Source organism: Citrobacter sp. RHB35-C17 (assembly GCF_013816795.1).
Classification (GTDB): Bacteria; Pseudomonadota; Gammaproteobacteria; order Enterobacterales; family Enterobacteriaceae; genus Citrobacter_A; species Citrobacter_A amalonaticus.
Genome location: NZ_CP057150.1, coordinates 4,017,067 through 4,041,875 on the forward strand (window position 1 = coordinate 4,017,067; position 24,809 = coordinate 4,041,875).

General features: G+C 37.7%; 25 protein-coding genes and 1 tRNA gene. 12 read left to right on the top strand and 14 right to left on the bottom strand.

Translation table 11 applies throughout. The annotated features are described in order from the left end of the window. Positions 1 to 21: 21 nt before the first annotated feature. From lsrF to HVZ37_RS19180, 7 genes are all read left to right on the top strand, one after another. Positions 22 to 897 (top strand): 3-hydroxy-5-phosphonooxypentane-2,4-dione thiolase, encoded by an 876-nt coding sequence (lsrF, locus tag HVZ37_RS19150; protein ID WP_000774153.1) that lies wholly within the window; start codon positions 22 to 24, stop codon positions 895 to 897. Positions 898 to 945: 48 nt separating this feature from the next. Beyond that, the gene (gene lsrG, locus HVZ37_RS19155; protein ID WP_044264508.1) at positions 946 to 1,236 is read left to right on the top strand and encodes a (4S)-4-hydroxy-5-phosphonooxypentane-2,3-dione isomerase; all 291 of its coding nucleotides are present in this window, start codon (positions 946 to 948) and stop codon (positions 1,234 to 1,236) included. Positions 1,237 to 1,246: 10 nt separating this feature from the next. Next, positions 1,247 to 1,993, top strand: coding sequence for an epimerase (locus HVZ37_RS19160; RefSeq protein ID WP_181627892.1), 747 nt, complete (start codon positions 1,247 to 1,249; stop codon positions 1,991 to 1,993). A gap of 381 nt (positions 1,994 to 2,374) precedes the next feature. Continuing rightward, entirely contained in the window at positions 2,375 to 4,291 is a 1,917-nt protein-coding gene (locus HVZ37_RS19165; RefSeq protein WP_047075945.1) for a DUF262 domain-containing protein, read from the top strand. Between the two features lie 2 nt (positions 4,292 to 4,293). Beyond that, positions 4,294 to 5,445 carry a DUF3696 domain-containing protein gene (locus HVZ37_RS19170; protein ID WP_001399656.1) on the top strand — a complete coding sequence of 384 codons (1,152 nt, stop codon included), beginning with the start codon at positions 4,294 to 4,296 and terminating at the stop codon, positions 5,443 to 5,445. 9 nt (positions 5,446 to 5,454) lie between these two features. Next, a complete protein-coding gene (locus HVZ37_RS19175; protein WP_094883027.1) occupies positions 5,455 to 6,351 on the top strand; it encodes a hypothetical protein in 897 nt (298 codons plus the stop codon). Between the two features lie 393 nt (positions 6,352 to 6,744). Further along, positions 6,745 to 7,674, top strand: coding sequence for an Abi family protein (locus HVZ37_RS19180; protein WP_001399654.1), 930 nt, complete (start codon positions 6,745 to 6,747; stop codon positions 7,672 to 7,674). Positions 7,675 to 7,834: 160 nt separating this feature from the next. Here the strand turns inward: HVZ37_RS19180 and HVZ37_RS19185 are convergent, their stop codons facing one another. Together HVZ37_RS19185 and HVZ37_RS19190 are read right to left on the bottom strand one after the other, a co-directional pair. After that, positions 7,835 to 8,443, bottom strand: coding sequence for a hypothetical protein (locus HVZ37_RS19185; RefSeq protein WP_001665149.1), 609 nt, complete (start codon positions 8,441 to 8,443; stop codon positions 7,835 to 7,837). Positions 8,444 to 8,455: 12 nt separating this feature from the next. After that, a complete protein-coding gene (locus tag HVZ37_RS19190; RefSeq protein ID WP_024623163.1) occupies positions 8,456 to 9,364 on the bottom strand; it encodes a hypothetical protein in 909 nt (302 codons plus the stop codon). Positions 9,365 to 9,718: 354 nt separating this feature from the next. Between HVZ37_RS19190 and HVZ37_RS19195 the strand changes: the two genes are divergently transcribed. The 4 genes from HVZ37_RS19195 (at position 9,719) to HVZ37_RS19210 (ending at position 12,539) form a co-directional block, all read left to right on the top strand. After that, on the top strand, positions 9,719 to 10,159 hold the full coding sequence (locus HVZ37_RS19195; RefSeq protein ID WP_094883025.1) for a hypothetical protein: 441 nt from the start codon (positions 9,719 to 9,721) through the stop codon (positions 10,157 to 10,159). Next, positions 10,128 to 11,303, top strand: coding sequence for a relaxase/mobilization nuclease domain-containing protein (locus HVZ37_RS19200; protein ID WP_181627893.1), 1,176 nt, complete (start codon positions 10,128 to 10,130; stop codon positions 11,301 to 11,303). The genes HVZ37_RS19195 and HVZ37_RS19200 overlap by 32 nt, the downstream gene beginning before the upstream one ends. 561 nt (positions 11,304 to 11,864) lie before the next feature. Further along, positions 11,865 to 12,251: a hypothetical protein gene (locus tag HVZ37_RS19205; RefSeq protein WP_094883023.1), complete on the top strand. Its 387-nt coding sequence runs from the start codon at positions 11,865 to 11,867 to the stop codon at positions 12,249 to 12,251. Positions 12,252 to 12,275: 24 nt separating this feature from the next. Then, positions 12,276 to 12,539 carry a hypothetical protein gene (locus tag HVZ37_RS19210; protein WP_032291778.1) on the top strand — a complete coding sequence of 88 codons (264 nt, stop codon included), beginning with the start codon at positions 12,276 to 12,278 and terminating at the stop codon, positions 12,537 to 12,539. Positions 12,540 to 12,579: 40 nt separating this feature from the next. On the opposite strand, the gene HVZ37_RS19215 is transcribed toward HVZ37_RS19210, so the two are convergent. From HVZ37_RS19215 to HVZ37_RS19270, 12 genes are all read right to left on the bottom strand, one after another. Further along, positions 12,580 to 13,017: a hypothetical protein gene (locus HVZ37_RS19215; RefSeq protein WP_176452531.1), complete on the bottom strand. Its 438-nt coding sequence runs from the start codon at positions 13,015 to 13,017 to the stop codon at positions 12,580 to 12,582. 87 nt (positions 13,018 to 13,104) lie between these two features. Next, positions 13,105 to 13,491 carry a hypothetical protein gene (locus tag HVZ37_RS19220; protein ID WP_001062153.1) on the bottom strand — a complete coding sequence of 129 codons (387 nt, stop codon included), beginning with the start codon at positions 13,489 to 13,491 and terminating at the stop codon, positions 13,105 to 13,107. A gap of 14 nt (positions 13,492 to 13,505) precedes the next feature. Next, positions 13,506 to 15,380, bottom strand: coding sequence for a DNA-binding protein (locus tag HVZ37_RS19225; RefSeq protein ID WP_094883022.1), 1,875 nt, complete (start codon positions 15,378 to 15,380; stop codon positions 13,506 to 13,508). Continuing rightward, positions 15,377 to 16,687, bottom strand: coding sequence for a tyrosine-type recombinase/integrase (locus HVZ37_RS19230; RefSeq protein WP_094883021.1), 1,311 nt, complete (start codon positions 16,685 to 16,687; stop codon positions 15,377 to 15,379). Before HVZ37_RS19230 ends, HVZ37_RS19225 begins: the two co-directional genes overlap by 4 nt. Next, positions 16,680 to 17,882, bottom strand: a complete 1,203-nt coding sequence (locus HVZ37_RS19235; RefSeq protein ID WP_181627894.1) for a tyrosine-type recombinase/integrase — start codon at positions 17,880 to 17,882, stop codon at positions 16,680 to 16,682. The genes HVZ37_RS19230 and HVZ37_RS19235 overlap by 8 nt, the downstream gene beginning before the upstream one ends. Positions 17,883 to 18,164: 282 nt before the next feature. Beyond that, positions 18,165 to 18,479, bottom strand: a complete 315-nt coding sequence (locus HVZ37_RS19240) for a hypothetical protein (RefSeq protein WP_094883019.1) — start codon at positions 18,477 to 18,479, stop codon at positions 18,165 to 18,167. A gap of 21 nt (positions 18,480 to 18,500) precedes the next feature. Next, positions 18,501 to 18,707, bottom strand: a complete 207-nt coding sequence (locus HVZ37_RS19245; RefSeq protein ID WP_094883018.1) for an AlpA family transcriptional regulator — start codon at positions 18,705 to 18,707, stop codon at positions 18,501 to 18,503. Positions 18,708 to 18,872: 165 nt separating this feature from the next. Further along, positions 18,873 to 19,682 (bottom strand): DUF6387 family protein, encoded by an 810-nt coding sequence (locus tag HVZ37_RS19250; RefSeq protein ID WP_094883017.1) that lies wholly within the window; start codon positions 19,680 to 19,682, stop codon positions 18,873 to 18,875. A gap of 141 nt (positions 19,683 to 19,823) precedes the next feature. Continuing rightward, complete coding sequence (locus tag HVZ37_RS19255; RefSeq protein ID WP_032301165.1) at positions 19,824 to 20,900, bottom strand: hypothetical protein; 1,077 nt, start codon at positions 20,898 to 20,900, stop codon at positions 19,824 to 19,826. Next, positions 20,836 to 21,975 (bottom strand): DNA cytosine methyltransferase, encoded by a 1,140-nt coding sequence (locus tag HVZ37_RS19260; protein ID WP_001399625.1) that lies wholly within the window; start codon positions 21,973 to 21,975, stop codon positions 20,836 to 20,838. Before HVZ37_RS19260 ends, HVZ37_RS19255 begins: the two co-directional genes overlap by 65 nt. Before the next feature lie 87 nt (positions 21,976 to 22,062). Then, entirely contained in the window at positions 22,063 to 23,313 is a 1,251-nt protein-coding gene (locus HVZ37_RS19265; RefSeq protein WP_094883016.1) for an integrase arm-type DNA-binding domain-containing protein, read from the bottom strand. A gap of 189 nt (positions 23,314 to 23,502) precedes the next feature. After that, positions 23,503 to 23,587: transfer RNA gene (locus tag HVZ37_RS19270), tRNA-Leu, on the bottom strand. A gap of 201 nt (positions 23,588 to 23,788) precedes the next feature. On the opposite strand from HVZ37_RS19270, the gene HVZ37_RS19275 reads away from it, so the two are divergent. Next, on the top strand, positions 23,789 to 24,808 hold the full coding sequence (locus tag HVZ37_RS19275) for an NAD(P)-dependent alcohol dehydrogenase (protein WP_054177061.1): 1,020 nt from the start codon (positions 23,789 to 23,791) through the stop codon (positions 24,806 to 24,808). Position 24,809: the final 1 nt, after the last annotated feature.

A 24,809-nucleotide genomic window follows, 5' to 3' on the forward strand; every position in this document is an offset into this window, starting at 1 on the left:
TCCTTAACCGTGGAGTAAAAAATGGCTGATTTAGATGACATCAAAGATGGTAAGGATTTCCATACCGATACGCCGCAACGCAATACCCCATTCACATTAAAGGGGTGCGGCGCACTTGACTGGGGGATGCAGTCCCGACTGTCGCGCATTTTTAATCCTGAGACGGGAAGAACGGTCATGCTCGCGTTTGACCACGGCTATTTTCAGGGGCCGACGACGGGACTGGAACGTATCGATATCAATATCGCTCCCCTGTTCCCGCTCGCCGATGTGCTGATGTGCACACGCGGTATCCTGCGCAGTGTGGTACCGCCCGCCACCAACAAACCGGTAGTCCTGCGCGCCTCAGGCGCTAACTCGATTCTCACCGAGTTAAGCAATGAGGCGGTTGCGCTCTCCATCGATGACGCGGTTCGTCTCAACAGCTGCGCCGTGGCGGCACAGGTGTATATCGGCAGTGAGTATGAGCACCAGTCGATCAAAAATATCATTCAGTTGATTGATGCCGGTATCAAGGTCGGCATGCCGACGATGGCGGTAACTGGCGTGGGGAAAGACATGGTGCGCGATCAGCGCTACTTCTCGCTCGCCACGCGTATCGCCGCAGAGATGGGCGCTCAGATCATCAAAACCTACTACGTCGATAAAGGTTTTGAGCGCATCGCCGCAGGTTGCCCGGTTCCGATTGTTATCGCCGGTGGTAAAAAATTACCGGAACGCGAAGCGCTTGAGATGTGCTGGCAGGCCATCGACCAGGGCGCATCCGGTGTCGATATGGGACGTAACATCTTCCAGTCCGAACACCCTGTCGCCATGATGAAGGCCGTCCACGCGGTGGTACATCGTAATGAAACCGCAGACCGCGCGTATGAACTCTATCTGAGCGAGAAAAACTAAGAAGTCATGGGCCTGCCAGGCGGGCCCATGCGTTTCAAGGAGAACAGTATGCATGTCACTCTGGTGGAAATTAACGTCCACGACGATAAAGTCGATGAATTTATCGACGTCTTTCGCCTCAATCATCTGGGATCGGTGCGTGAAGAGGGAAATCTCCGCTTCGACGTGTTACAGGATCCGGAAGTGAAGAGCCGCTTTTATATTTATGAAGCCTATAAGGATGAAGCCGCCGTTGCGTTCCATAAAACCACGCCCCACTACCTTGCCTGCGTGGAAAAACTGGAATCGCTGATGAGCTGCCCCCGAAAAAAACGCGTCTTCAATGGATTGATGCCATAAGGATCTCAAAATGAACCGTCCCTTTTCCGGGTTGAATCGCGCAGAGTGCGTCTCGTTAATGAAGCGTTACCCGTTAAGCATCGGTATTCTTGCCGGTCAGTGGCTCAAACTCGGTGAGTACCTGCAAACGCTTCGCGCGCTTGAACAACCCGTTCTTCACCTGGATCTGATGGACGGGCATTTTTGCCCTCAGTTCACCGTCGGTCCCTGGGCTATCACGCAATTACCAGCGCAGATAATTAAGGATGTTCACCTGATGGTGGATAATCCCTGGGCCGTCGTGCAGGCAAGCGTAAAGGCGGGAGCACACTGCGTCACGTTGCAGGTAGAAAACTCGCCGCATCTGCACCATATGCTCCACTGGCTGGGTGAGCAAAATGCGGAAGTCTCCGGCGGCACAATGCCGGTGTTGCGAGGAGTCAGTCTGTGCCCGGCAACACCGCTGGAACACTTTCTGCCGGTCATTGAAGACGTTGAAATCGTACAAATTCTGGCGGTCAATCCGGGCTACGGGAGCAAGCTCAGCAAGCCTGCCTTACTCAGGCGCATCGCTCAGGTTGTCGCATTACTCAATGCGTCCGGGAAGCGGGATTCCATTCTGCTGGCCATCGACGGTTCGCTAGCACTGGAAGAACTGCCGGAGATAATCGCCAGCGGCGTCGATCGCGTAGTATCCGGCAGCGCCCTCTTCAAAAACGATGCGTTGAATGAAAACATCACTCACTGGCTAATGACGATACATTCAGCAAAGGGGTGATGAGGGGGTCTGCTGGATGGGGCGTTTTTGGGCAGTACCTTGATGAATTCGTTTAATTTTTTTGACAAGGATGAAAGCTGGCTAAGATTGAAAGAGAAATCTTGCGTGGCGCGGATTTAAGGTACAAAAACTGCTTTTAAGGGCTTTATATTTAGATTTGGTGCGAAGGCCGGACTCGAACATCGCACTTACCTCATTGGTTTATATGTCATTTTCTGAATACAATATAATCAATACCATCATAAATACCATCACGCAACATAGTCATTTAAACGCATAACGCAATTTTTTATTGAAGTAAAGATAAAAATTGAACCAATACCCAAATGATGGTATCCTACAGGATGGTTTTCAATTCTAACATGGATTTAGGAAGCACTAATGCTTAACTTTGAACAAGTGCTAAACGACATCGAAAATCTTCTTTTTGGCAAACAGCTACAGCCAATTAATCCTTCGACGCCTCCACTATGTATTATAAGCATTGATCGTGAAAACGGTAAATATAAAGTCTCTTCTAATTCTGAATCTAAAACACGTTCATTATCAGAGCTTGAATCGATTTACAGCAATTTAAATATTAGAGGTTTTTGTAATGTAGAGCAGGTTCTTTACGGTAGTTCTTCGAGCAGGAACCAACCAGAAACAATATTTGCTAACTTACCCTATATTCAACATTTCAAGTATGAAAACAAAAAACATCTGTTATTGCGTAGTCATAATGTCCATGAGGCAGCGACATTATCAGAAGTTCAAGGCTCTGAATTTAGGGTTTTAAGAAAAAAAATTGATAATTTTCTCAACTTGAATCTTGGGAAAATTTATGAACAGCAGGTTGAATTAGTTCAAAGCCTTGATGATGCTTATCAAATAGTTTTGAAGAAATTCCCATCTGAAATTGCTTCAAAAAAGGTTGAGGTTACTCTTAATAGATTTAAAGAGCTTTCCGCAGATATGGCTAACTCAGTTGTGACTCTTGATTATAATATAGAGGTGCCAACATTAAAAATTAGTAATAATACTACTGTAGAAGAACTTATAGAGTCACCCAATACTTATGGAGTAGATGAGGGTGAAAATGATACAACATCATCACAGTTGAACTTGGAATTAAAAACTCTACAAGCTAAACTTGGTGTTGCAAGAATTACCTCCAAGACTCCGGTTTTATCTCTCATTTTTGATCGGGTTCATTTTGGTGATATTGAACTACAACCTGACTTCCAAAGAAAAGATCGTATTTGGAATAATGAGAAGAAGTCTAAATTAATCGAGTCTATTCTCTTAAAACTCCCACTTCCTGTATTTTATTTTGGTAATCGAATCGCAGAAGATAAGTGGGTCGTTGTTGATGGTTTACAACGGATCACAACAATTTATGATTTTATGAGTGGAGAATTTAAACTTTCTAAACTTGATATCCTTGAGGATTTAAATGGTAAAGAGTTTGGTGAGCTTACTCGCACTGAACAAAGAGCCATAAGAGAATATGAAATCACGGCTTACTTTATAGAAATGAATAAAGATAGCACTGATCTCATAGTTGAATTATTCCACCGTATCAATACATATGGTGTTAAGTTAAGTGATCAAGAAATTCGTTCGGCCCTGAATCAAGGTTCAAGTGTTAAGTTTTTACGGTATCTGGCATCCAAAAACGAATTCAAACAAGCAACGCATGGTAAGGTTAAGCCTGATAGACAAAAGGATATGGAGCTTTGCCTTGCTGCTCTTGCATTTATAAATATTGGCTTTAAAAATTATAATTTTAATTCCTATGATAAGTTTTTATCAAAAGCCATGGAAAACTTAAATCTATATAAACTAAACTTATTAAACGAAAAAGAAATAGATTTAGGAAGTGCGTACATTTCGAATGAATGCAACGAGTATCTTCAAATAGAAAGAAAATATTTGAGGGCTTTAAACCTCGCCTATGATGTTTTCGGTGATTTAGCTTTCATAAAAGAGATTGGCTCTAATACATCGCCTATAAGTAAGCAACTTTATGAAGTGATAATTTACTATTTCTATTATGTTACTGAGGAACAAGAAGAATTATTGCTTAAAAATTCTGATAAATTGGTTGATACCCTTTATTCTGCTATTGATAGCAATTCAAAAGAATATGCCACATGGGATTCACAGACTTACATTGAAGCAGAGCGAGGGTTTAAGGACTCTATCTCTACCTCAACAGGAAAGAAAATAACTATATTATATAGATTCAATTCTTTTGCGAAAATTCTTGAACAAAGCACAGGCATTAAGATTGTTAATGCTAATGAGGGTAATTGATAATGCTCCCTATTAAATCGATAAAACTCAAAAATTTTAAATCATACAAAGAGCAATCTTTTGATTTGTCAGGTCTAAATGTATTTTGTGGTAATAACTCTGTCGGTAAGAGTACAGTAATGCAAGCCATAGGTATGGTGTTACAGTCTGATTTTGGTAGTAAAAATGATATAAAGTTAAATGGTGAACTGATAAACATTGGTCGTATTGACGATATTATTAATGACTTTATTTCAGATGATGATCAACTGAAAATCACTCTATCAGTTAAAGAATGTGAAGTCAGTTGGGGGGTTACACAAGAGGACTCAGCAAATCTTCGTAATGAACTTCCATGTATTTCAGGTATGGATAGCATTAAAAAAATTAAAGACTTTATAAATGCAAGTAATTTTCAATATATTGAAGCCGAACGTATTGGTCCAAGAGACAATATTTCTTTATCACAACACAATTTTCATAGCGATTGGTTGGGGAAAAAAGGTGAATATGTCATCGAAGTATTAGACAATATAATGAATAGACAAGATAGACTAATACTGAAAGATGGTAATCCAAACAAAGACGACCCAAGAATACATCATAATTATAATAATGTCAGGGTTGCGAATAATATACAGGCATGGATGGATGAAATATCCCCAAATTATAAAATACAGCCAAAATTGGAAGTTAGTGCAAACATTGCTTATAACACAATACAGGCTGAGTCAGGAAAACAAACTAAACCCAAAAACATTGGTTTTGGTTATAGCTATGCTTTGAGTATTGTTTCAGCATTACTTTTAGCAAAACCGGGCGAATTAGTAGTTTTAGAAAACCCGGAAGCCCATTTGCACCCTAGAGGACAAAGCTATATGGGTAGATTAATAGCTTACACTGCTCAAGCGGGAGTACAGGTATTGATAGAAACTCATAGCGATCACCTTCTCAACGGAATCCGTGTCGTAGCAAGAACATCTCCTGACTTTTCACCTGAGCTAATTTCGTTATTTTATATTTCACATGAGAATAATGAATCTACTGCAGAAAAGATATCTATTGGCAAAGATGGAAAACTTTCAAGTTGGCCGAAAGGATTCTTTGACCAGCAATCGATTGATATGTACACAATTATGACAGGCTCTTTTGATACTCCTGACTCAATGAAATAAGGATATTCCATGAAAGCTGGTGTCTGCTTATTCTTAGAAAGTTTCTCATTAGATAAGGGAGAAAAAATTATTCTCGAACAGCTATCTCATTTAAGAGGCTTGATGGCGAGAATGAATTCTGAATTCATAAACTTCTATAAATCAAATGAATATGATTGTAAATTAGCAACAATGTTTTATTCAACATCACCTGACATGGCTTGGATGATGGGACAATTTTATGATATAGGTAAGATAGATATCCTACCAATGAATTGCGATGATTTAATGAAAATCATTGATAGCGAACCACCCGTATACAATTCAAGAATGTTGTATATGTATAACAGTATAGGTAATACTACATCAACAAAAACCAGAGAATCAACCATATTAAATGAAGAAGAATTAGTTAGGATATGTCGTTATATTCTCGATAAATACCCAAGAAATTCCGTTGAATATGGAGAGCACATAAAGGATATATTCAAAAATTTGATTTTCCTTGAAAATAACGCACATCCTAAGTTTAAGACCTTCAATAATATGGATAAGATTGAAGGAGGATTTGAGTTATTTCATAAAAGCATAACCGATTTCTTGTTCTTCTGCAATAACTACCAAGTAATCCCAGGGGACTCAATTCAAAACTTAAAAAATATGAATGCAGCACTCATATATATAGTATGTGAAGAAGGTGGTGGTAAATCGGCTCGTAAAGCTGGTGAGTTAAATAGGGATTTTGTTATAGATAATGTGATGTATACAAATGTAAATTGCGAATTTCATTATAAACTTCTTTATGAAGACGGAATGAATAGAAGAGGAAAACGATATAGCGGGAATAGAATCTATTTTGGATTCATCAATAAAATTAAAGGATCAATACCGAGAATAGCCATTGCACATATAGGTAATCATCTTTGAAGCATATGCTTAGAAAAATGACGATACGGTTAGCTGAATTATTGGAATATTGAGCGAATTTTATTTCAACGTGAAATTATTAATATCATTGGCTTATACAAAGACAAAGCCCCCGCACATCTCTGTGCGGGGGCTTGCCTCTTGTGCCATTGTGTCGGAAATGCTTACGCAGGGTTCCACACCAGCTAAAATTTCTTTGTTTTTGAACCTTTGCCATTGTGCCAGATTTCATCGCGAGATGAGGGATCTGCACTAGCTGAGTTACAATATACTTGCTCTCACTCAGGATGTCAACACATAAGAGAGTTTTTTTTGATAAATTGCTGGCGATTCATTAGAAGTCTAGATATTATCTATCCAATAACTTAGATAAATTACTATAGCAGAAAGTTTATGAACTATCATTACATTGAACTGAAGAAGCTCCTCTCAGCACCAAGAATCGGTACGTATGAAAACTTTTTTGTAGATCATACTGAAGAAGAAATTTACGGTGTCTATATTTGGAATAAAGTATTATGTGGAGCTATATACCCCCTACTACAGGCTGTTGAGATCACCATTAGAAATACCATTAATAATGCAGCAGTTAGCAAATTTGGTCCATACTGGCATGAATTAATCGATCATGTGCCTCATTTTAGCGGTAGTGATGATTATAATTATACTAATTTAAAATCAAATTTTGAGGAAGCTAGGAAAAACTGGCTACGCAAAGAAAACAAAAGAAGATTATCTGCCGGGCTGGTTAAACTTCCTAATAATCATAAACCCGATTTTAATTGTGTGGTTGCAGAAACTGATTTTAGTACATGGGAATTTGCACTTCATAGTTGTTTTTATAAATTATCTCCCCCAACTGGTTCTAAATTTTTGTGGCCCCTTCTATTAACTTCTGTTTTTGAAAACTGGCCATATCAAAGTTCACAGGATACTAGAAATGCTGTATTTGGTTTGGTAAGTGAATTACGACCATTCCGTAATAGATTATCACATCATGAGCCTTTATGGAAAGGTGTGGGGATAACAAATGAAGTCGAAGCTTTAAACTTTATCAATAAAAAAATTGACTCCGTTGAAAAATTGCTTCAAATCATATCAACAGACAAAATTGAATTCATTAGATCCAAAAAGATAATTTCTAAAGCTAAATCCCTTGCTACAAAAGAAGCACTAGATATTTTCAGAAATAGAGCGAAGAGTGTCAATCTTACGTTAAGACGCAAAACTAAATTAAAGAAATTCATTTCCTCGTTAAATGAAATTTCCGGGCCAAAAATCGTGACTATATCAGGCCGAAAACTTATTATTGATTTGGCATAAAATATTTTATAAGAGCAAGAGCTAACCAAAAGAAGCGGAGCTTCTTTTGGTCGTCTTGCTTTTTCCGCTCTTCGATTGAAAAAGAAATAAGCAATAATAATATTATTTATCCTTTTCTCCATTCGATAATTTTTTTCAATCTTCATCAAAATGGAAAATTTCAATTTGTGTTATTTATTAAAATGAGATAAAGCCTTTTGACAATCATTACGATTGTAAGGACGATATTTGCAGTTACAAATATTATCAATGGAGATATTATTGTTGTTGCCCATGTAAATGTAAAACTGAAGTTAATACTAAAACCTCTAATCTTGTAATCTATAAAAACCCGGCTGTTTTCTATGATTTCTGGAGTCACTGGGGGAAGAGTTGAATGTATAAAAGTTAAAACTACCAAGGCGAGTGAACATAGAATCGCATACGAAATGTTATGATATAGTTCTTTCAATAAAAGTAATTTATTTTGAGAAACTTCACCAACACTATCAGCATTATTTCTAACCTTTTCTATAGTTCTATTCTCTTGATCATAAATCAATACAATAACAGAAAGCAATAAAGCCGTAAAAATAGCCCCAAAATTCACTAAAAGGGAATCAAGGTCTTTATTAAGATTGAAGTTTTTATAAGCCGAAAAGAGAGACAGTGATATTGGCATAATAATAAACGTAGTAATATCTAACTTTGATATTCCTTTCTTTGAAATATCTTTCAATGTATTGAAGTGTGCTTTCACAATACATAATATGTTAATTTTATTACTCATTATAGAAGCCCTTTATAGACCAATTTGTTTACGTAAGTCTTTTATTAAATCAGATGCCCAGGAATCCAATGAGTCAAACTCAGGATTACCCGCAATTACTTTAACCTTTTCTAAATCAATCTCAATTTGGCACATAGTGCTTCTTTCTGATTTCCCAACATTGAAAGTTTTAGTCCCCCCCTCCATAACAACTTTAACTTTAATTTGAGTTGATTCTTCACTCAACATCTCGATCAGTTTGCCTTGCTCACTCCCTTTATTTTTGAACTTTTTAAATTTACCAAAGGTACCATTCTTTTTCGGTTTTAAAACATATTCTCTATCAATGTCACCAAGCGATGAAATACTATCTTCAATAGACCGGGGGGCAGTAAATCCAATAACTCTTATTTCTTTTGTTTCGGCTTCCAGCCAAGGAAGCACGGCTTTATCATATGTAAGTGGATTTATTTGAATGTTTTTATTTGTCATAGCATTGAAAAACTTAGAGAACTCTGTCTGGAAAATCGATTTTATACCATCCTTCTTATAAGCATATAACAGACAGATACCCTTTCTTGACTCTAAAGGAATATAAAACCGGAAATAATAGTTTTTGACATCAGCATGATTTTCTTCCTTAGAGAAAGCTAATTGATTATCATCAGTATTAATAATATCATTTTTAATACCATAATGGCCTAAACTCATCCAGCCCGAAATGAATCTTTCTTTAGGTTTCGAAGTGACATGATGAAACTTATATGTTTCTTTGCTATCGTCAATTTTTTCAAAATCTTTATGCAACAACATAAATTGTTCGAGTAAAGAGAATAAATCATACTGGCCTATTCTGTTCAAAAAATCGTAACGTTCTTCAACATTTTTCGATTCATTATTCTTGTTGTAGCAACGGATAAAGTAAGGGGCTAATGAGTACATTATATATCCTTGTAGAAGGTCATAGCTTGATAAACACAACAATAAGCAAGCTAATAATTACCAACGAGAAATATTGCGTAGTCTTTTACGATCAAAGTATGTCACTTTTCATCCAGAGGATTATTTATAACACCATTAAGATCAATGGTAAACATTTTTACTTGTACTAACCTTTTCGATTGCTGTGATATGTCTCTATTGTGAATAACATACTATGAAAATAATTATGTGCTTAATTCGAAACTATTACTAAGTATAATTAATTACACATTATTGACAAGCTATTATTTAAACTATATTTTACATTACCACCACAATTAATTGGGATTATTGAAAATATAAAAAGGAGTTTATATAATGAGACAAGATAAAAATAATAAAAACAGTAATGAAAAGTTTCACTTTGATAAAAAAGATAAGGATATTGAGACTAAAAGCATTACAAGTTTGAGAACTCACTGTATTAGTGTAAGGTTGAATGAAAAAGAATTAGATATACTCAATTCTCAGCGTAAAAGATATAGTAAAGGTGAATGGCTCCGTATGGTATTACTTCAAAAATCACCTCCTGTTATACCAACTATCAATACCGAAACCTGGAAAGCTTTAACTGACATATCACAAAAGCTAAATCGAATTGCGAAACATATAGATTGTAAAAGCAAAGACAGTCAACTTACTCATACTGAATTGTTCGCTGTGAAGCGACAATTGGAAGAGCTTCGCAGAAACCTTCTAAGTGACGGTATATGGAGCCTCCCGAATGAAGGGTATGCGGAAGATTCGCAGGGGTAAGAACTTTACTGGTGTGGTCCAATACGCATTGAAACCGGGAGCACACCACAAAAGTGATCCAGTCGTCATTGGCGGGAACATGTTAGGTGATTCAGCCCTTGAACTGATCGCTGAATTCGATAGCACCAAGTATCTTCGCCAGGATGTCGCAAAACCAGTTTGGCACAACTCGCTTCGCTTACCTGATGGTGAATCACTATCGAATGACCAATGGGCAAAGATAGCTGACGACTATATGAAAAAGATGGGGTTTAGTGATACTCACCTCTGTTGCTATGTGCTTCATGACGATCCGGCTGGTCAGCACATACACATTATCGCAAGTCGCATAGATCTCAATGGTGGGAAGCTCTACTTGGGTAGGAACGAAAACCTCATCAGCACACAGATCATCAGTAAACTCGAAATCGCTCATGGCCTGACAGTGACCAAAACTGCATCTCCCCCCTCGCAAGCACAACCGAAGCGGAAGAGAGTGTCCCGTAATGAGAAAATGCTATCGGAACGAACCGGGGTGCTTTCACCAAGAGAAGCTCTGCAGCAGATACTTGATAAAAGTTTATCTGATAAGCCGGACCTTCTAACTTTTATCAAGAGGCTGGAAGAAGCTGAAGTATCTTTGAAGGCCAATATTGCCTCTACCGGTAAAATGAACGGCTTCTCTTTCGAATACACAGGCATAGCTTTCAAAGCTTCACAATTGGGCAAGAGCTACTCCTGGGCAAATCTCAGTAATCGGCTTAACTACAACCCCGACCACTTAGAAGCTCTGCGAAGCGACATATCGATAAAAGACCAACCTGCTGCTCCTGCTCCTGCTCCTGCTCCTGCTCCTGCTCCTGCTCCTGCTCCTGCAACAGTGTTGAAAACCACTGAGAGAAAGGAAAGTATCGTTGAAAAAATTGCAGAACTGGAATTACGGCTTAGAGAAGACAAACGAAACGAAATCGTAGGAAAGATTCTTCGAAAAAATGCAGTACAACGGCAAAAGCATCTCAGATTCGTAGAGTGGCTTGCTTCCATAAAGCATTACATCGAGCTTCTGAGAAGCTTTGGTAAGACCATTCTTCACAAAACACACACGACCTTCTCAAATATCTACGCAATGAAACCTTTAAACAAGGCGATAAAAATTCGTTTATAGACAATCACTTGCATTGATTACTCTCAAACACTCTTAACTATACAGTAACTAATTTATATTATGTCAAGAAATTATTGATCGTTAATACAGATCGATAATCTAGTTATGATAGCTTTTACCTATCGTGATTCAAACATCGATCGGTACAAGTGATTTTACTAAAGATAATTATTCATCGAGAATCCCTGAAAAGAACCTGATGATTTTTAAACAATTTGTAGTATCAGGAACCTGTTGAATAAACGGAGTTTGTATGAGTAAAGAGACCATTAAGTGCCCGTTCTGCTTCAAAGAGAGTCCGTTCGGAGTTCGTGTCTGTATCGGCTGTCACGCAACAATAAATTATGGTGAACCTTCGGCCTGGTTAGCTTTACTCATAGGAATTGTGCTGTTAGTAATTGCTTTCTTCATATTCGCTATCAGTCAAAGTTTTATATTAACTGTCGTTATCTATTTTGCCTCAGCAATTTCTTTAAGATTTTATTTACGCAAGAAATTTGCCCACAGAGCCGTTTTCACACATAAAAGTTAACCCTGACCAAATATAATAAGGAAGATAGAATGAATAAATCTATTGTTACCGCCTTTTTCATTGCAATATTTTTAATTTCTGGCTGCTCAACATCCGGGAACCAAAAGATTAAAAATGAAACTGCTCAAAGTCTACAATCAAAAATAATTAAAAACAAAACAACTAAGGCAGAGCTACTTGCTCAACTTGGTGAGCCTGACACTAGAACGACTCTTGACGATGGCAACGAGCAATGGAGATATTTCATGTATAACAATCAGTTCAATGCCTCGACTTTTATCCCTGTTGTCGGTTTGCTAACTGGCGGTTCCCAGACTCAGTCTAGAACTCTCGAAATCTACTTCAATGGAGAAACCGTAGGCAAATGGACATTCTCTACTGATAATAACAATACAAAATCTGGCATTCTCCAGTAAAATACTTAATCAGGAACAAGTCTAATGAAAATATCTTCGGTCCTTGCTGTTATTATTTCTGCATTTGTTCTCACTGCATGTAGCAGTGAGCCTTCCCAAGATGATATTTTTAAAGCTATGCGAAAATGGACTGGAAGCTATCTGACTTCAGTAAAAAAAGTAGATTGCACAAAAGAATCTGATAAAAGCTATAAGTGCAATATAATTATGGATATGAGCGGAACAAAGCAAGCTGGAACAGTTAAATTAATAAAATCAGATGATGGCTGGCAAGTAGGAAGTTATTAATAAAGTAAATTAGTAAAATGAAGCTCCCGTTCGGGAGCTTTTATAATCTAACATTTCTTGCTCTAACAACCTCATGGGTTAACTCTTTCTCGATAACCTTCACTTCATACTGTGTTCTTACAACAGCATAAACTTCTTCTGCTTTTTCCTGATTGTTATCTATGAAATTCACAAGCGAGTTTAGCTCTCTTAGGACCCCTTCTTTGTTATTTAATCGTTGTAATAGATTGCTTGTCAGACTTTTGTATACCGAGCTAAACATAGCCATTATGTTATCAATATTACGATTGGATTTGGAATAAATCCTTTTAGGGTAGAAATATTTTAAATGGTATCCCACAAAAATTAAGTAAAGCTGGTATGAAAAACTTTTATCGCCTGGCTGGTATCTTTTTGAGATATACTTATCGACAATAATAATAAGTTGCTCTTCCAGAGTAAATTCTGGATTGATGTTGCTTTTGTCCATAAAATGCATCCTTGCATAATTGAAATAGTCTTCCTGACCATATATTTATATTTATCGTATTTATTTAGCTTGTCAATAGACGTAACCTATCAATTGTCATTTTTTATTAAATGGCCGATTCAACTGTTCCATAGTAAGACCGTGTCTGTAAGCATTGTACTGCCAATAGCTAAATTGCTCTTTGTATCTATTGTTCTGTTTTTTCAACATTTCATTTTCGGCTTTAAGATTTAATATTTGTTGTGCCGCAATTGTTAAATTGGCTGGTTTCTTTAAGCCTGATTTTTTCAAATTGGACAAATTTTTCTTTGTTCTATATGCTTCAACAACTTCATCATGAGCACTTAAAGATTGCCTTGTGATAGTTCTGTTTAAATTTTTATAAACTGATTCACATAAATCACTCCATGTGATTTTGCCGTCCCAAGTCAATATCATGTGTGTAATTGCTTTTATTTCACTCCTGTTTAAATGTTTTGCCATATGCATCTCCTGTTTCAATTATTCAAAAGTTTATTAATTCTTTCCAAGTTTTTTTCGTGGTGCTGCAACCATTTATCAGCCCCATAGTCACCATTTTCAAAAGCGATCTGAGTTATATTTATCAATTTCACTAATTTTTCTCGGATTGATTCCAGTCTAATTCTATCTACTGGTTTCATGTCCAGTCTTTTATTATCATATTCTATAAATTCATTGATTTTAGTACAAGGACGAACTAAATAGTTATGCACACAGTAGCCAAATTCTGTTAAGTGAATTGCTCCTTGATTCAGGTTATCAAAATCAACTGTCAATTCATTTGTGGGTATTGACTTCCTTTGACAATAATTTTCCATGGTCAATTTAATAGTTTTGATTTTATCTAACATATCTTCTTCTGACACGTGATTATAAACTCTGTTCTGATTCACATTGACACGACCAGACCATTTAGCTATATCCAGTTCAGACATTTCACCATAATGGGCTATTGTGTTTAAAAGATGTCTTGGTTGGTGTGAGCGAATAAGTAGTGGCTGACCTTCAATATCATAATACCCGTGTCGTGCGAAAATATTTTTAAATCCATGCTCATTACGTTTTTTATTTTGGATATCATTAAAAAAGAATCCTTTAGTTGGCTTATGAAATAAGTAGATATCAATCATTTGGGATAAAGTAAATTGGCGAGGATTTAATAAACATAATGCATTGCTAAATCTTATGGATTTTTCTTCATCATACCAAGGAAAGTCTTTACTAAAACCAGAGATAATCATTTCCCATAACTCACTCAATGAATAGTTATAATCATTGGGGTTTAAGAAACTTTTCCCACCATCCAGACTTGTCTTTTTAATTTTTAGAACGCAAGATTTGTGATCATGTAAAGGGTAACCAAGTGCATGACAAACCTGTATAACTGTCAACTTTGATTTTTCATCAACTTTTGGGCAAAGTTCATGTTGGTAAAATTTATCAGGATATTTTTCGCACCATTGAGCAAACTCCCTTGCATTTTGTGATAAGGAAAGCAATCTTCTAATCGCTTTCTTCGCAACTGGTATCATAACCTGTGGAATCCACTTGATATTGGGGCCATACCCCTTAACCGAATAGAATCTCAGACCATATCTTTCGATACCCTTCTCATCTTTTTGTGTAATCTCACAATCAGCAGGTAAGGCTAAAATCTCAGAAATTCTGCTCGGACAACAAAGCAGAAGTGCAAATACTGCACTGGTGAATTTATCCCTTGGACTCAGTAGCTCATCATTTTTAGAAAAAATATCAGCAATGGCAAGTAATGCTGCTTCATCGGGTAACTTATCATTTCTGTGATAGTCCTCAATCTCAGGAAGATAGTTGTTTTTGACCTTCTGCTTCACATGGTTTTTCCAAGATATGTATCCTGATTTCACAAGGTTATGTTCACATAGAAATTTTGATAATTTTTCAAGCTGTATCCCACATTGAGCGAGAACATTACCTTCAAAATATTTACTTCCGATTTGCATTGCCTCATCAAAAACAACGGCTGTAACATTATAAATGAGACCACTGTTCAGAACTTGCAAAAGAGCCTGTTCGAGACATCTCAAAGCCATCATTGTAGCCCCATAATTTTTCAAGGGTTTCAATGAGTGTTGATATCTGATATATGCTTTTGCAAAATCGAGAAAATCTTCATGCATTGCATCTTTGGAGTTAAATGCTTTATGTCCAACCCCTATCTTTCTAAAGGTTACATACCCTTTCCAGACATATTGTTCCCAATCCTGAGTTTGGGTGAGTCCTGATAGTTGATAGCGACAAAAATTTATGAATTCATTATAATTATTTTCGGCCGTAAGTTGTTTTTTAGATTTAAATAAAATAATATTGTTCATCGGGGATTTACCTCGTCAATATCAACTGGCATAAAGAAAGCACATTCATTACAAGGAAAATTTACATTTAAATTCTGACTTTGGCATTTTCTAGAAGAGCAAAACTTGAAATTCGTCATCTCTTTTGACTTTATTCCATTCATAAAAATTTCAGCCACAAATGACAATTGTTCTGAAACAGCGGAATCAATCCTTTCAACACTCTCAGCAAGATTTTTAATATAAATTCCCGTACTTGAAGTAGAAGAATGATCCAACAACTCAGCTATAGTATTGGCATTATGACCATCCTTAGCCAGCATAGTTGCTATTGTATAACGAAGCCTGCGAGGAGTAGCATTGAGTAGAGAACCTGTACGATTTGAAATTAAGTTCCCAGTATTAACAATATTCTTTAATGCTCGATTAGCAATTGTTGGTTTTGCATATATTTTATTAGATTCCAGGAAGTTAATATCTATTATGGCTAAATCAAGCAGTTTTTCCTCGTTCAAGAAAACTGGAACCTTGCCTTTGGCATGATCATCAAGGGTTTTGCCAAGGTTTTGCTCAACAAGCCTCACGGAATGATTAGCTTGAAGTTGAACAATTGATGCAACCTCTGAGATTATTGGCAGTTCTCGATATTGTAGTTGTTTACCCCTTTGTTTAACTCGTGGTACTGAAATTAAATATTCTACTTTACCATTATCTAACTTCTTTTGAAGAAGGTCTTTATATTTCAACATAACTAACTGCTGAGGTCTTCTACCGGTAAGACTTATTAATAGCGATATCGCATAATCTGACAGTGACAGTTCACCTATGCTATATGCGTGACTCATAGCCTTGATCAAGGAAGTGTGTTCCTCTTTAGTCAGTGGACCCACAGTTGGATCATCTTGTAATATAGGTTGACCAGCTTTTTTTATTTTTAGGTCAAAATGCTTTGCTATTTCAACAGCACTTTCATCTATTCCGGGGTATCCTAATTCAAACCATTTAGTAAAAAATGGCCGTAAACCTCGAAAATATGATAGTTTATTTGCTGATTGCATATTTTGATATTGGATTATTACTTTATCATCAATGTAATTAGGAGAAACATTGTTAATAAAATTCTTCATATTTTTAACTATTGTTTTTACATACAAATGGCTTTTACTACAAAAATAATACTGTAATGTATTCACAAATCCACAAACCAAATTTTTGTTCATAACACATATCAAGTCTCTAATATTGATTCCATAGCTCTCAATCAAAGTGACGACTTTTTGTTCATGAATTGACATTTTATCAGAGTTTTGTTTAATTAAATTATTCATCAAATCCTCCTTTGAATAGTTGCTCTTGCTGCTCAAGTGCAGTTTTTTTCGATAGCTCAAAAATATGCCTGCGATTATAGATTATTGAAGTGTCTGAACCTGGTAACCATCCCATTAGATAAGAACGGATTCGTTGCTCTTTTTCGTCGGATATGTCCTTAGCCTTATCTATTGTTTTCGAGAACTCATAATTCCATGTGTGTCGTAATTTATGGCCTGTTAATCCACTTAAAAGCGAGGATGATTGACGAACAACACTCACTATCTTATGGTATGATGAAAATGACAGCGGTTGCCCTTGAGTCTTCCCTTCTTTGTAGGTAATAAAAAGAAAGTCATGCTTATTAGCATTTTTGACTTTCCTACGATCATTCAAGATATAATCTGAAATTTCATATATAAGGTTCGGATCAGCAATTAACTTCCTCTCACAAGTCTTCACTAATGGCTGATAAACTCGTGAATCTGTTTTATCATTTGCTCTCCTCCTTATTGCTATTGTTGATTCTGCAAAATCTATGTCACCAATTCGCAGATTCAAAAGTTCACCGGCTCTCATGCCAAAGCAATGTAATAATAGGAATATTAGGTTGTTTCTTTTTTGTACTATTTCCGTAAACGGATTCAAGTTACTTCCTGGCGAAAGAATGCTAAACAAAGAATCCAGTTGAGCTTTGTCTAAGCTCTTTTCGATATCCATAACATATTTGTCATTGTTTCTTGGTTTCTTTCTTTTTATGTTGTTAATGAAAACAAGTATCTCTTTAATTGTATCTTTCTGACCTGTATGAGAAAGAAGTATTTTACATAGCCATTCCAGATAGTTAGCTATTGTTGTAATCCGAAAATACTTAGTTGGTTTTTTGACATTTGAAACGCCAAAATAACTATCTACACCACTTTTAAAATTGAATGAAGTAAACTCAATCAAATCATCAATTTCATGATGAGCCAGAAATATCCTTTTCTGAATTCTTTCATCAATATTGATCTCTTTCCTCATAAAGAATCGATATAACAATGAAATGCTACCGGCAATAACTTTCATTGTTGATATAGACTCTGACCGATTTCTGACTTGTGTTGTTATATACAAATTTGGATAATACAATGGCTCACCAGTTTTTTTATTTACAACATGACAATACCTCTCCCCATTTTCCAACATAAACGAATCTACACAAATACTGCTCATATTTTCCTCCTAAACCTTACAAAAAGTATAATTCCAATATATTAATAATAAGCATTTCGTAGTTTTACAAATTTATTTGAATCGTTAGAACTATTTATTTAAATTAAAACAGTGAGATAGGCGATTATTCCTGTCAAATTATCATCTGGTAGATCTAGTATAGATTATGTACACCTAATACTTGGGAAACTATCTCACTGCCTTGCTAATAAACGGCATCCAAAATAATGTAAGTAATTTTGTAAGGTTTTAAGTTAAAATATGGAGTAAAACTTTACATTTTCACAAAAGAGTTCTCAATCCAATGTGGTATTGGATTATTCGCTTCGATAAATTTCTAATTTCATCTGGGCATTTAATTAGTGAGAACCATGTCTCATAAACATAAAACTGCTCGAAAATATCAAGCTCAGAGATCGCGTCTAAAGGCTGTCTCAAATTTCCGACAAGATACTGACTGAGCCAGTAAATGATTTCTTTATTAAAATCGCTATTCGGCAAATCATAAATCGCTCCGGGTTCGAAGATCTTGCAAAAAAGATCCTCGCCTAAATTGCACATATGGTTTTCTTCATTCATAAATTCTTCTATATTCATAAAAATCTCTCCCAGGTTTAATTAAGCAACTTTAATTCTGCTTGCTTCGATAACTGATTGAATCCACTCGTCAACTTCACTCTCGACAAAAGCAACGGCACGAACTCCGATCTTAACGGGTGCCGGAAACCGACCTTCACTGATCAGACGATAGATCCAGGCCTTGCCGAAACCAGTTCGTTTCAAGACTTCTGGTAAACGAATTAAGCTTTGATTAGTTGTATTCATTTGGCTGTCTCCTCCGCTTCCGTTAAGGAGATATTAGCCACACAGATTTGTATCTATGAAGGGAGTGCTGATAACTGAAAATTTAGATGAGGGAAGAATGGAGAGAAATTTAGGGGAAGAAAAATATTTTCGCCATCCCCTTGACAATTGCATGATGATTTATAGCTAGAGAGATCCGAGTTCTGAAATCGGTATGTTGATGAGATGACTGTTTTTACTAAGAAAGTACTCCAAACTACGAGTTATCTCTCCATTTAAAGCCTTCTCAGCAACGGGCCTATCTGTATCTTTAATGTGATCTTCGCCTCTAATCTCGTGAGTGAAATCAGGATACAACACACGAGACAAGACCATATTTGAGATTTTTGCTTTTTTGAATTTTGACCAAATTAGTAGGTCCATCATAGGAATAATGTTGTAATCGACAAGTTTTCTTATTTTTGCGAGCCCTATCTTTTCTGTTTTTACTGGATCAATCTCGTATTCTTTCCTTAGAGTTGGAAGCATAGTTTGCAGGGCTGATATAATTTCCTCATCACTAGATAACCCCAAATCAAATGATACATACATCTTGCTGCTATTTTTGTTGAGAAAAAAGTCTCTCATGGTTTGTGTTATGGGTTTATTTTTTAATTCTTTCTTGAAATCACCATTCTTTTCAAAGAAATCCATATCAAACATTATTAGTTTTTTCTCTAATTTTTCTATATCACCGAAACTTATCTGTACAACATGTTTTTGTCCCTTAACATAGGGATCATAATAATTTTCTTGTCTACTTAAAATGGGATTACCGTCAAGGATTGACTTCAAATTTTGATTTTCATCTTCCCATTCAAAATTTATGCTATCAAAAATCACTTCTCTAAAGACAATTTCTCTATGTAGTTCCTTGATTGTAAACGATTTTATCGGTTCGTAGTTATCAAGATTAAACCAGTTCTTCAATTCCTCAAAGGGGCTAATTGCTCTCATAAACCGCTCTTAGAAATAATTATTGAAAATAACATTAAATTTGATATTTATTTATAAAATAAACACCTCCATATTTTAATACTAATTTTCAGTTAACCAACCAGAGCAAAGTAATTTGCTCTGGTAACTGATTATGGAGTACTAATGTGTCACACACTTTTCCATGAATGCATCGAGGAAATCGTCTGTAATTCCTTGAGGATTCCTTCTTGCACATAATGAATAGAGTTCCTCTACAGCTGAATAGGGGAAGAATCGAGTATCTAATTCTTTAAACTGTGGCATATTAGAAAACTCTATAACTTTATTTCTATATTCGTCAGGTGCCACAACGGTCCAACGTATATTTTTTAACTGTGGTGCATAATCATAAAATTGTTTCATTCTTACCAAACCACTTTTAATACCAGTGCTATGTTCAATCTCCATAACTGCAGGCATTAATTTTCCATTTCGAAACCAAATGCAATCTATAAGCCGAGCTTCCTTGATAGCTTTATCATATGATTGAAGCACTTGTTCATTTCTTAAATTATCTATGACCCCATCCATTTGGGCTATAGATTTTCCATTATATTGGAGGCCTCGATCATTTGCTGCAACCCATGTTCGATAACCTAAGTAATGACCTATTTTTACTAATGAGATTTGAATTTGTGCATGACGTCTTTTTTCCTCAATCGTCATTCCTTTAGTAGGTAAGATTGTCTCTATATCAACTGATTGATGGACAACATCTAAATTCATTTCAGAAATTATAACATTAGTAATATGTTCTATTGCTACACCATTTTCATGTGGGTCATTTGGTCTATAAATAAGGTGCTTGTGACCTTTTTTAATGTTTTTCTGAGTGTTCATTACCTCAAGGCGATCAAGCTTACACCAATAAAACTCAGGAGTATGGGCCAAAAGGCTTTCGAGAACAGCACGTGTATTATAGCTTGCACCAAAAATACGATCCAAATTGACAGGGACATCTTCCTGTAAAGCATTAGCCAATCTCCACAGCATTTGTGTGGAGATGCTTTCCGATTTAGAACTATGTAGTGTCTCACCCTTTTTTGGATCGAATCTTTTAAATTCTATTGGGCCTTCGGGAAGTTGGACATTCGTTACAATGATTCTTCCCGAATTTCGCACATTTACATAATTAAACTGCGTGTTTCTTGGTAGATTGGCAATCGCCTGTGCTAAGTTCGCCGCAGTTACTCTCATATTCGATTCCTAAATGCTCTATAATAGATTTGGCAATACCGGCCGCTGCTAAGTAGGGTACACCGTTACCGACTGTTTTAAACATATTAGACAGAGTCATATAAGCAGGTAATTCAAATTCTTTTGGTAAAGACTGAATTGCTAATGCTTCGGCAACAGTAATTCTTCTTGGTTTATAAGGATGTAAATGTACCTCATTATTACCATAAGCAGCAGTTGGTGAAAATCTCCATCTATGCAACCTTTTATAGGATTTTTTACTATCGTCCCCTTCTTCGACAGTCAAAAACCTCGCAAGCCCTGCTCTTGCCGCGAATACATGCTTTGCATTTGGATGATTATCAACCTGGTTTTTCTTGAACCAATGCTCTACTGTTAACTCTTCTGGGATACCCTTTGGTTTTATAACAGAAGTGTTTTCTGAAAATTGGTTTGTCGTCGGCCATTTATATTCAAATGCAGTTCTTTCAGGGTAGACTCTTTGCCCCCAATTGAACTGACTTGCATATTTTTCATCAAGGAAACCAATCAATATGATTCGTTGCCTATCTTGAGGAGCACCATACTCAATAGAATTTATTAGTTTTTCATGCAAACAATAACCAACCGATTCTAATTGAGTTTTTAAATGGTCAAAAAACTCCCTATGTTTACTGGTGCGGTATAGACCTTTAACATTCTCAAAAAGAAAGAAATCTGGTTTCATTTCAAGAATGATATCAATATAGCTTTGTGAAAGCCGACCGTTTTCACCATCTCGACCTTTATTTTTACCCGCTACAGAGAAATCCGGGCATGGTGGACCACCAATAAATCCAGTCAATCGCCCCTCATTTTTAAGTTGAAGCATAGAAGACTTAATTTTTTCATGTTCTACATCTTCAATACTGCACTCTGCATACCCAAAACGAGGTGGTGCTATATTTAATTTTTTCCTCGAATGTTTATATGCATCCATAAACGGAGCATGGTATTCATTCACGAAAACCACTTCATAACCATTTTTTTCAAATCCAAGATCAAGAAATCCTGAACCAGAGAAAAAAGAAAAAATTGCGGGGTTAATTGTGGACATTTTTTACCTATTAAATTTATATTAAAAATATAGCCATTGTAATCATATCACACGGCTATGCCAGTGGATAGTTAATCGTTGATCAAGCTACTTTGTTGTAAAATCAAAGGGACTGATAAACCTATCTTTCAAGGCATTAAGGTAATCAGCCCACCACTGCAACATAAGCCTTCTTTCATCAAGGTGTTCTGCTTTATGAATGTAGGCAGCACGAACGGAGTTTCGCTCTTGGTGGCTCATCTGCCGTTCAACAGCATCCCTTGACCATTTTCCCGATTCGATCAACGCACTACATGCCATCGCACGAAAACCATGTCCACATACTTCAACAGTAGTGTCGTAGCCCATAGACCTTAAAGCCTTGTTTACCGTGTTTTCACTCATAGGCTTTCTAAAATCATGATCACCAATGAACACAAGTTCACATTCACCGCTGATTTCTCTGATAGCTTTGAGGAGTTCTAAAGCCTGACGACTTAACGGCACGAGGTGTGGGGTCTTCATTTTTGAGCCTCGATGAGAATGTTTGACCCCTGGCAATGGCTCACGTTCCCCAGGGATAGTCCACATGGCATTGTCGAAATCTATCTCGGACCAACGAGCAAACCGGAGTTCACTTGACCGAATGAAAATGAGCAATGTGAGTTTCACGGCTAACTTCGTGAGTTTTCTACCCTTGAAACTATCAATTCGTTCTAAAAGTTCTGAGAATCGTTCGAATGGTAAAGCTGGCCTGTGGACTCTTTTAGCTACCGCAATAGCTCCTGCCATCTCCTGAGCAGGATTGTAATCTATCAGCCCATTTTGGACGGCATATCGCATTACTGCTGTTGTTCTTTGCTGTAGGCGGGAAGCAACTTCCAATCGCCCGGAAGCTTCAACAGCCTTGATAGGGGCAAGAAGATCTCTGGTATTAAGCTCGGATATTTTTCTTTTACCAATGGCAGTAAAGAGACCATCTTCCATGCTTTTTAGAACTCTCTCGCTGTGGGAATCTGACCATTTTCTTTTACAAGCCTTATGCCAGTCCCTGGCAACAGATTCAAAAGTAAGAGCTTCGCTCTGCTCGATCTTGTCGGCTTTTTTCTTCTCGGAAGGGTCGATACCATCAGATACCAACTTTTTGGCCTCATCTCGTTTCCTGCGAGCTTCACCAAGAGAGACTATTGGATAAACCCCCAATGCTAAAACTTTCTGTTTGCCATCGAAACGGTATTGGAGTCGCCAGTATTTTGAACCATTGGGGTTGATCAGCAGGTGCATACCCTGCCCATCTGTGAGTTTGAAAGGTTTGTCGGAGGGCTTGGTAGTCCTAACTTTGATATCAGTAAGTGCCATCAGTTGATACCTCCGCTGTTGGTATCAAAATCAATCGAACCGAAGATACCACCAGTTATACCATCATTCGTTGGTATATGTGGATAGAAGTAAGTAGACGTGAACAGACTAAGAAAGGCCAAAACCCTGCTTAACTTACTGTTTTTATGGACTAAAGTAGACGTTGGTAGACTTAAAAAAAGCTTTGTATGGTGCCGAAGGCCGGACTCGAACCGGCACGTATTTCTACGGTTGATTTTGAATCAACTGCGTCTACCGATTTCGCCACTTCGGCACTGAAGAGGTATGCGGAAAACGTTGTGGATTATACCTGTAGCACGCAACCATGCAAGCGCTAGCGTGTGTCTTCTCCGTTAAGTGTCGAAAAAATCAGCATACATCCATCCCGCGCTCTTCTTAATCCCCCCTTCTGCAAAGCGACGCCGTTTCCCATGCTCTACACTTTTCTGTTCAACACCACACTGAGGGAAACACGATGTCGATGATTAAAAGCTATGCCGCAAAAGAGGCGGGCAGCGAACTCGAACTCTTTGAATACGATGCAGGCGAACTCAAGCCGGAAGATGTCGAGGTGCAGGTCGATTACTGCGGTATCTGCCATTCCGATTTGTCGATGATCGACAACGAGTGGGGATTCTCTCAGTATCCACTGGTTGCCGGACATGAGGTGATTGGTCGCGTGGCCGCCCTCGGTAGCGCGGCGCAGGGGAAAGGCCTGAAGATCGGCCAGCGCGTGGGGATTGGCTGGACGGCGCGCAGCTGTGGTCACTGCGATGCTTGTATCAGCGGTAATCAGATCAACTGCCTGGAAGGAGCGGTGCCCACCATTCTTAATCGCGGCGGCTTTGCCGAGAAGCTGCGCGCAGACTGGCAGTGGGTGATCCCGCTTCCAGAATGCATCGATATTGAATCCGCCGGTCCGCTGCTGTGCGGCGGTATCACGGTGTTTAAACCGCTGCTGATGCACCACGTCACTGCCACCAGCCGCGTTGGGGTGATCGGTATTGGCGGACTGGGACATATCGCTATCAAGCTGTTGCATGCAATGGGATGTGAAGTCACCGCGTTCAGCTCTAACCCGGCGAAAGAGAAAGAAGTGCTGGCGATGGGTGCCGATAAAGTGGTGAACAGCCGCGATCCGCAGGCATTAACGGCGCTGGCGGGCCAGTTCGATCTCATCATCAATACCGTCAATGTTGATCTCGACTGGCAGCCCTACTTCGAAGCGCTGGCCTACGGCGGCAACTTCCATACCGTCGGCGCAGTGCTGAAGCCGCTTCCGGTTCCTGCCTTCACGCTGATTGCAGGCGATCGCAGCGTCTCCGGTTCGGCGACTGGTACACCGTATGAACTTCGTAAGCTGATGAAGTTTGCCGGACGCAGCAAGGTCTCGCCGACCACCGAGCTGTTCCCGATGTCGAAAATCAACGAGGCAATCCAGCACGTGCGAGACGGTAAAGCCCGTTATCGCGTGGTACTGAAAGCCGATTTCTGAC

Bases quoted from the DNA above. Each gene is read 5' to 3' on its own strand.
- lsrF (WP_000774153.1), top strand. From the start codon at position 22: ATGGCTGATTTAGATGACATCAAAGATGGTAAGGATTTCCATACCGAT.
- lsrG (WP_044264508.1), top strand. From the start codon at position 946: ATGCATGTCACTCTGGTGGAAATTAACGTCCACGACGATAAAGTCGAT.
- HVZ37_RS19160 (WP_181627892.1), top strand. From the start codon at position 1,247: ATGAACCGTCCCTTTTCCGGGTTGAATCGCGCAGAGTGCGTCTCGTTA.
- HVZ37_RS19165 (WP_047075945.1), top strand. From the start codon at position 2,375: ATGCTTAACTTTGAACAAGTGCTAAACGACATCGAAAATCTTCTTTTT.
- HVZ37_RS19170 (WP_001399656.1), top strand. From the start codon at position 4,294: ATGCTCCCTATTAAATCGATAAAACTCAAAAATTTTAAATCATACAAA.
- HVZ37_RS19175 (WP_094883027.1), top strand. From the start codon at position 5,455: ATGAAAGCTGGTGTCTGCTTATTCTTAGAAAGTTTCTCATTAGATAAG.
- HVZ37_RS19180 (WP_001399654.1), top strand. From the start codon at position 6,745: ATGAACTATCATTACATTGAACTGAAGAAGCTCCTCTCAGCACCAAGA.
- HVZ37_RS19185 (WP_001665149.1), bottom strand. From the start codon at position 8,443: ATGAGTAATAAAATTAACATATTATGTATTGTGAAAGCACACTTCAAT.
- HVZ37_RS19190 (WP_024623163.1), bottom strand. From the start codon at position 9,364: ATGTACTCATTAGCCCCTTACTTTATCCGTTGCTACAACAAGAATAAT.
- HVZ37_RS19200 (WP_181627893.1), top strand. From the start codon at position 10,128: ATGAAGGGTATGCGGAAGATTCGCAGGGGTAAGAACTTTACTGGTGTG.
- HVZ37_RS19205 (WP_094883023.1), top strand. From the start codon at position 11,865: ATGAATAAATCTATTGTTACCGCCTTTTTCATTGCAATATTTTTAATT.
- HVZ37_RS19210 (WP_032291778.1), top strand. From the start codon at position 12,276: ATGAAAATATCTTCGGTCCTTGCTGTTATTATTTCTGCATTTGTTCTC.
- HVZ37_RS19215 (WP_176452531.1), bottom strand. From the start codon at position 13,017: ATGCATTTTATGGACAAAAGCAACATCAATCCAGAATTTACTCTGGAA.
- HVZ37_RS19220 (WP_001062153.1), bottom strand. From the start codon at position 13,491: ATGGCAAAACATTTAAACAGGAGTGAAATAAAAGCAATTACACACATG.
- HVZ37_RS19225 (WP_094883022.1), bottom strand. From the start codon at position 15,380: ATGAACAATATTATTTTATTTAAATCTAAAAAACAACTTACGGCCGAA.
- HVZ37_RS19230 (WP_094883021.1), bottom strand. From the start codon at position 16,687: ATGAATAATTTAATTAAACAAAACTCTGATAAAATGTCAATTCATGAA.
- HVZ37_RS19235 (WP_181627894.1), bottom strand. From the start codon at position 17,882: ATGAGCAGTATTTGTGTAGATTCGTTTATGTTGGAAAATGGGGAGAGG.
- HVZ37_RS19240 (WP_094883019.1), bottom strand. From the start codon at position 18,479: ATGAATATAGAAGAATTTATGAATGAAGAAAACCATATGTGCAATTTA.
- HVZ37_RS19245 (WP_094883018.1), bottom strand. From the start codon at position 18,707: ATGAATACAACTAATCAAAGCTTAATTCGTTTACCAGAAGTCTTGAAA.
- HVZ37_RS19250 (WP_094883017.1), bottom strand. From the start codon at position 19,682: ATGAGAGCAATTAGCCCCTTTGAGGAATTGAAGAACTGGTTTAATCTT.
- HVZ37_RS19255 (WP_032301165.1), bottom strand. From the start codon at position 20,900: ATGAGAGTAACTGCGGCGAACTTAGCACAGGCGATTGCCAATCTACCA.
- HVZ37_RS19260 (WP_001399625.1), bottom strand. From the start codon at position 21,975: ATGTCCACAATTAACCCCGCAATTTTTTCTTTTTTCTCTGGTTCAGGA.
- HVZ37_RS19265 (WP_094883016.1), bottom strand. From the start codon at position 23,313: ATGGCACTTACTGATATCAAAGTTAGGACTACCAAGCCCTCCGACAAA.
- HVZ37_RS19275 (WP_054177061.1), top strand. From the start codon at position 23,789: ATGTCGATGATTAAAAGCTATGCCGCAAAAGAGGCGGGCAGCGAACTC.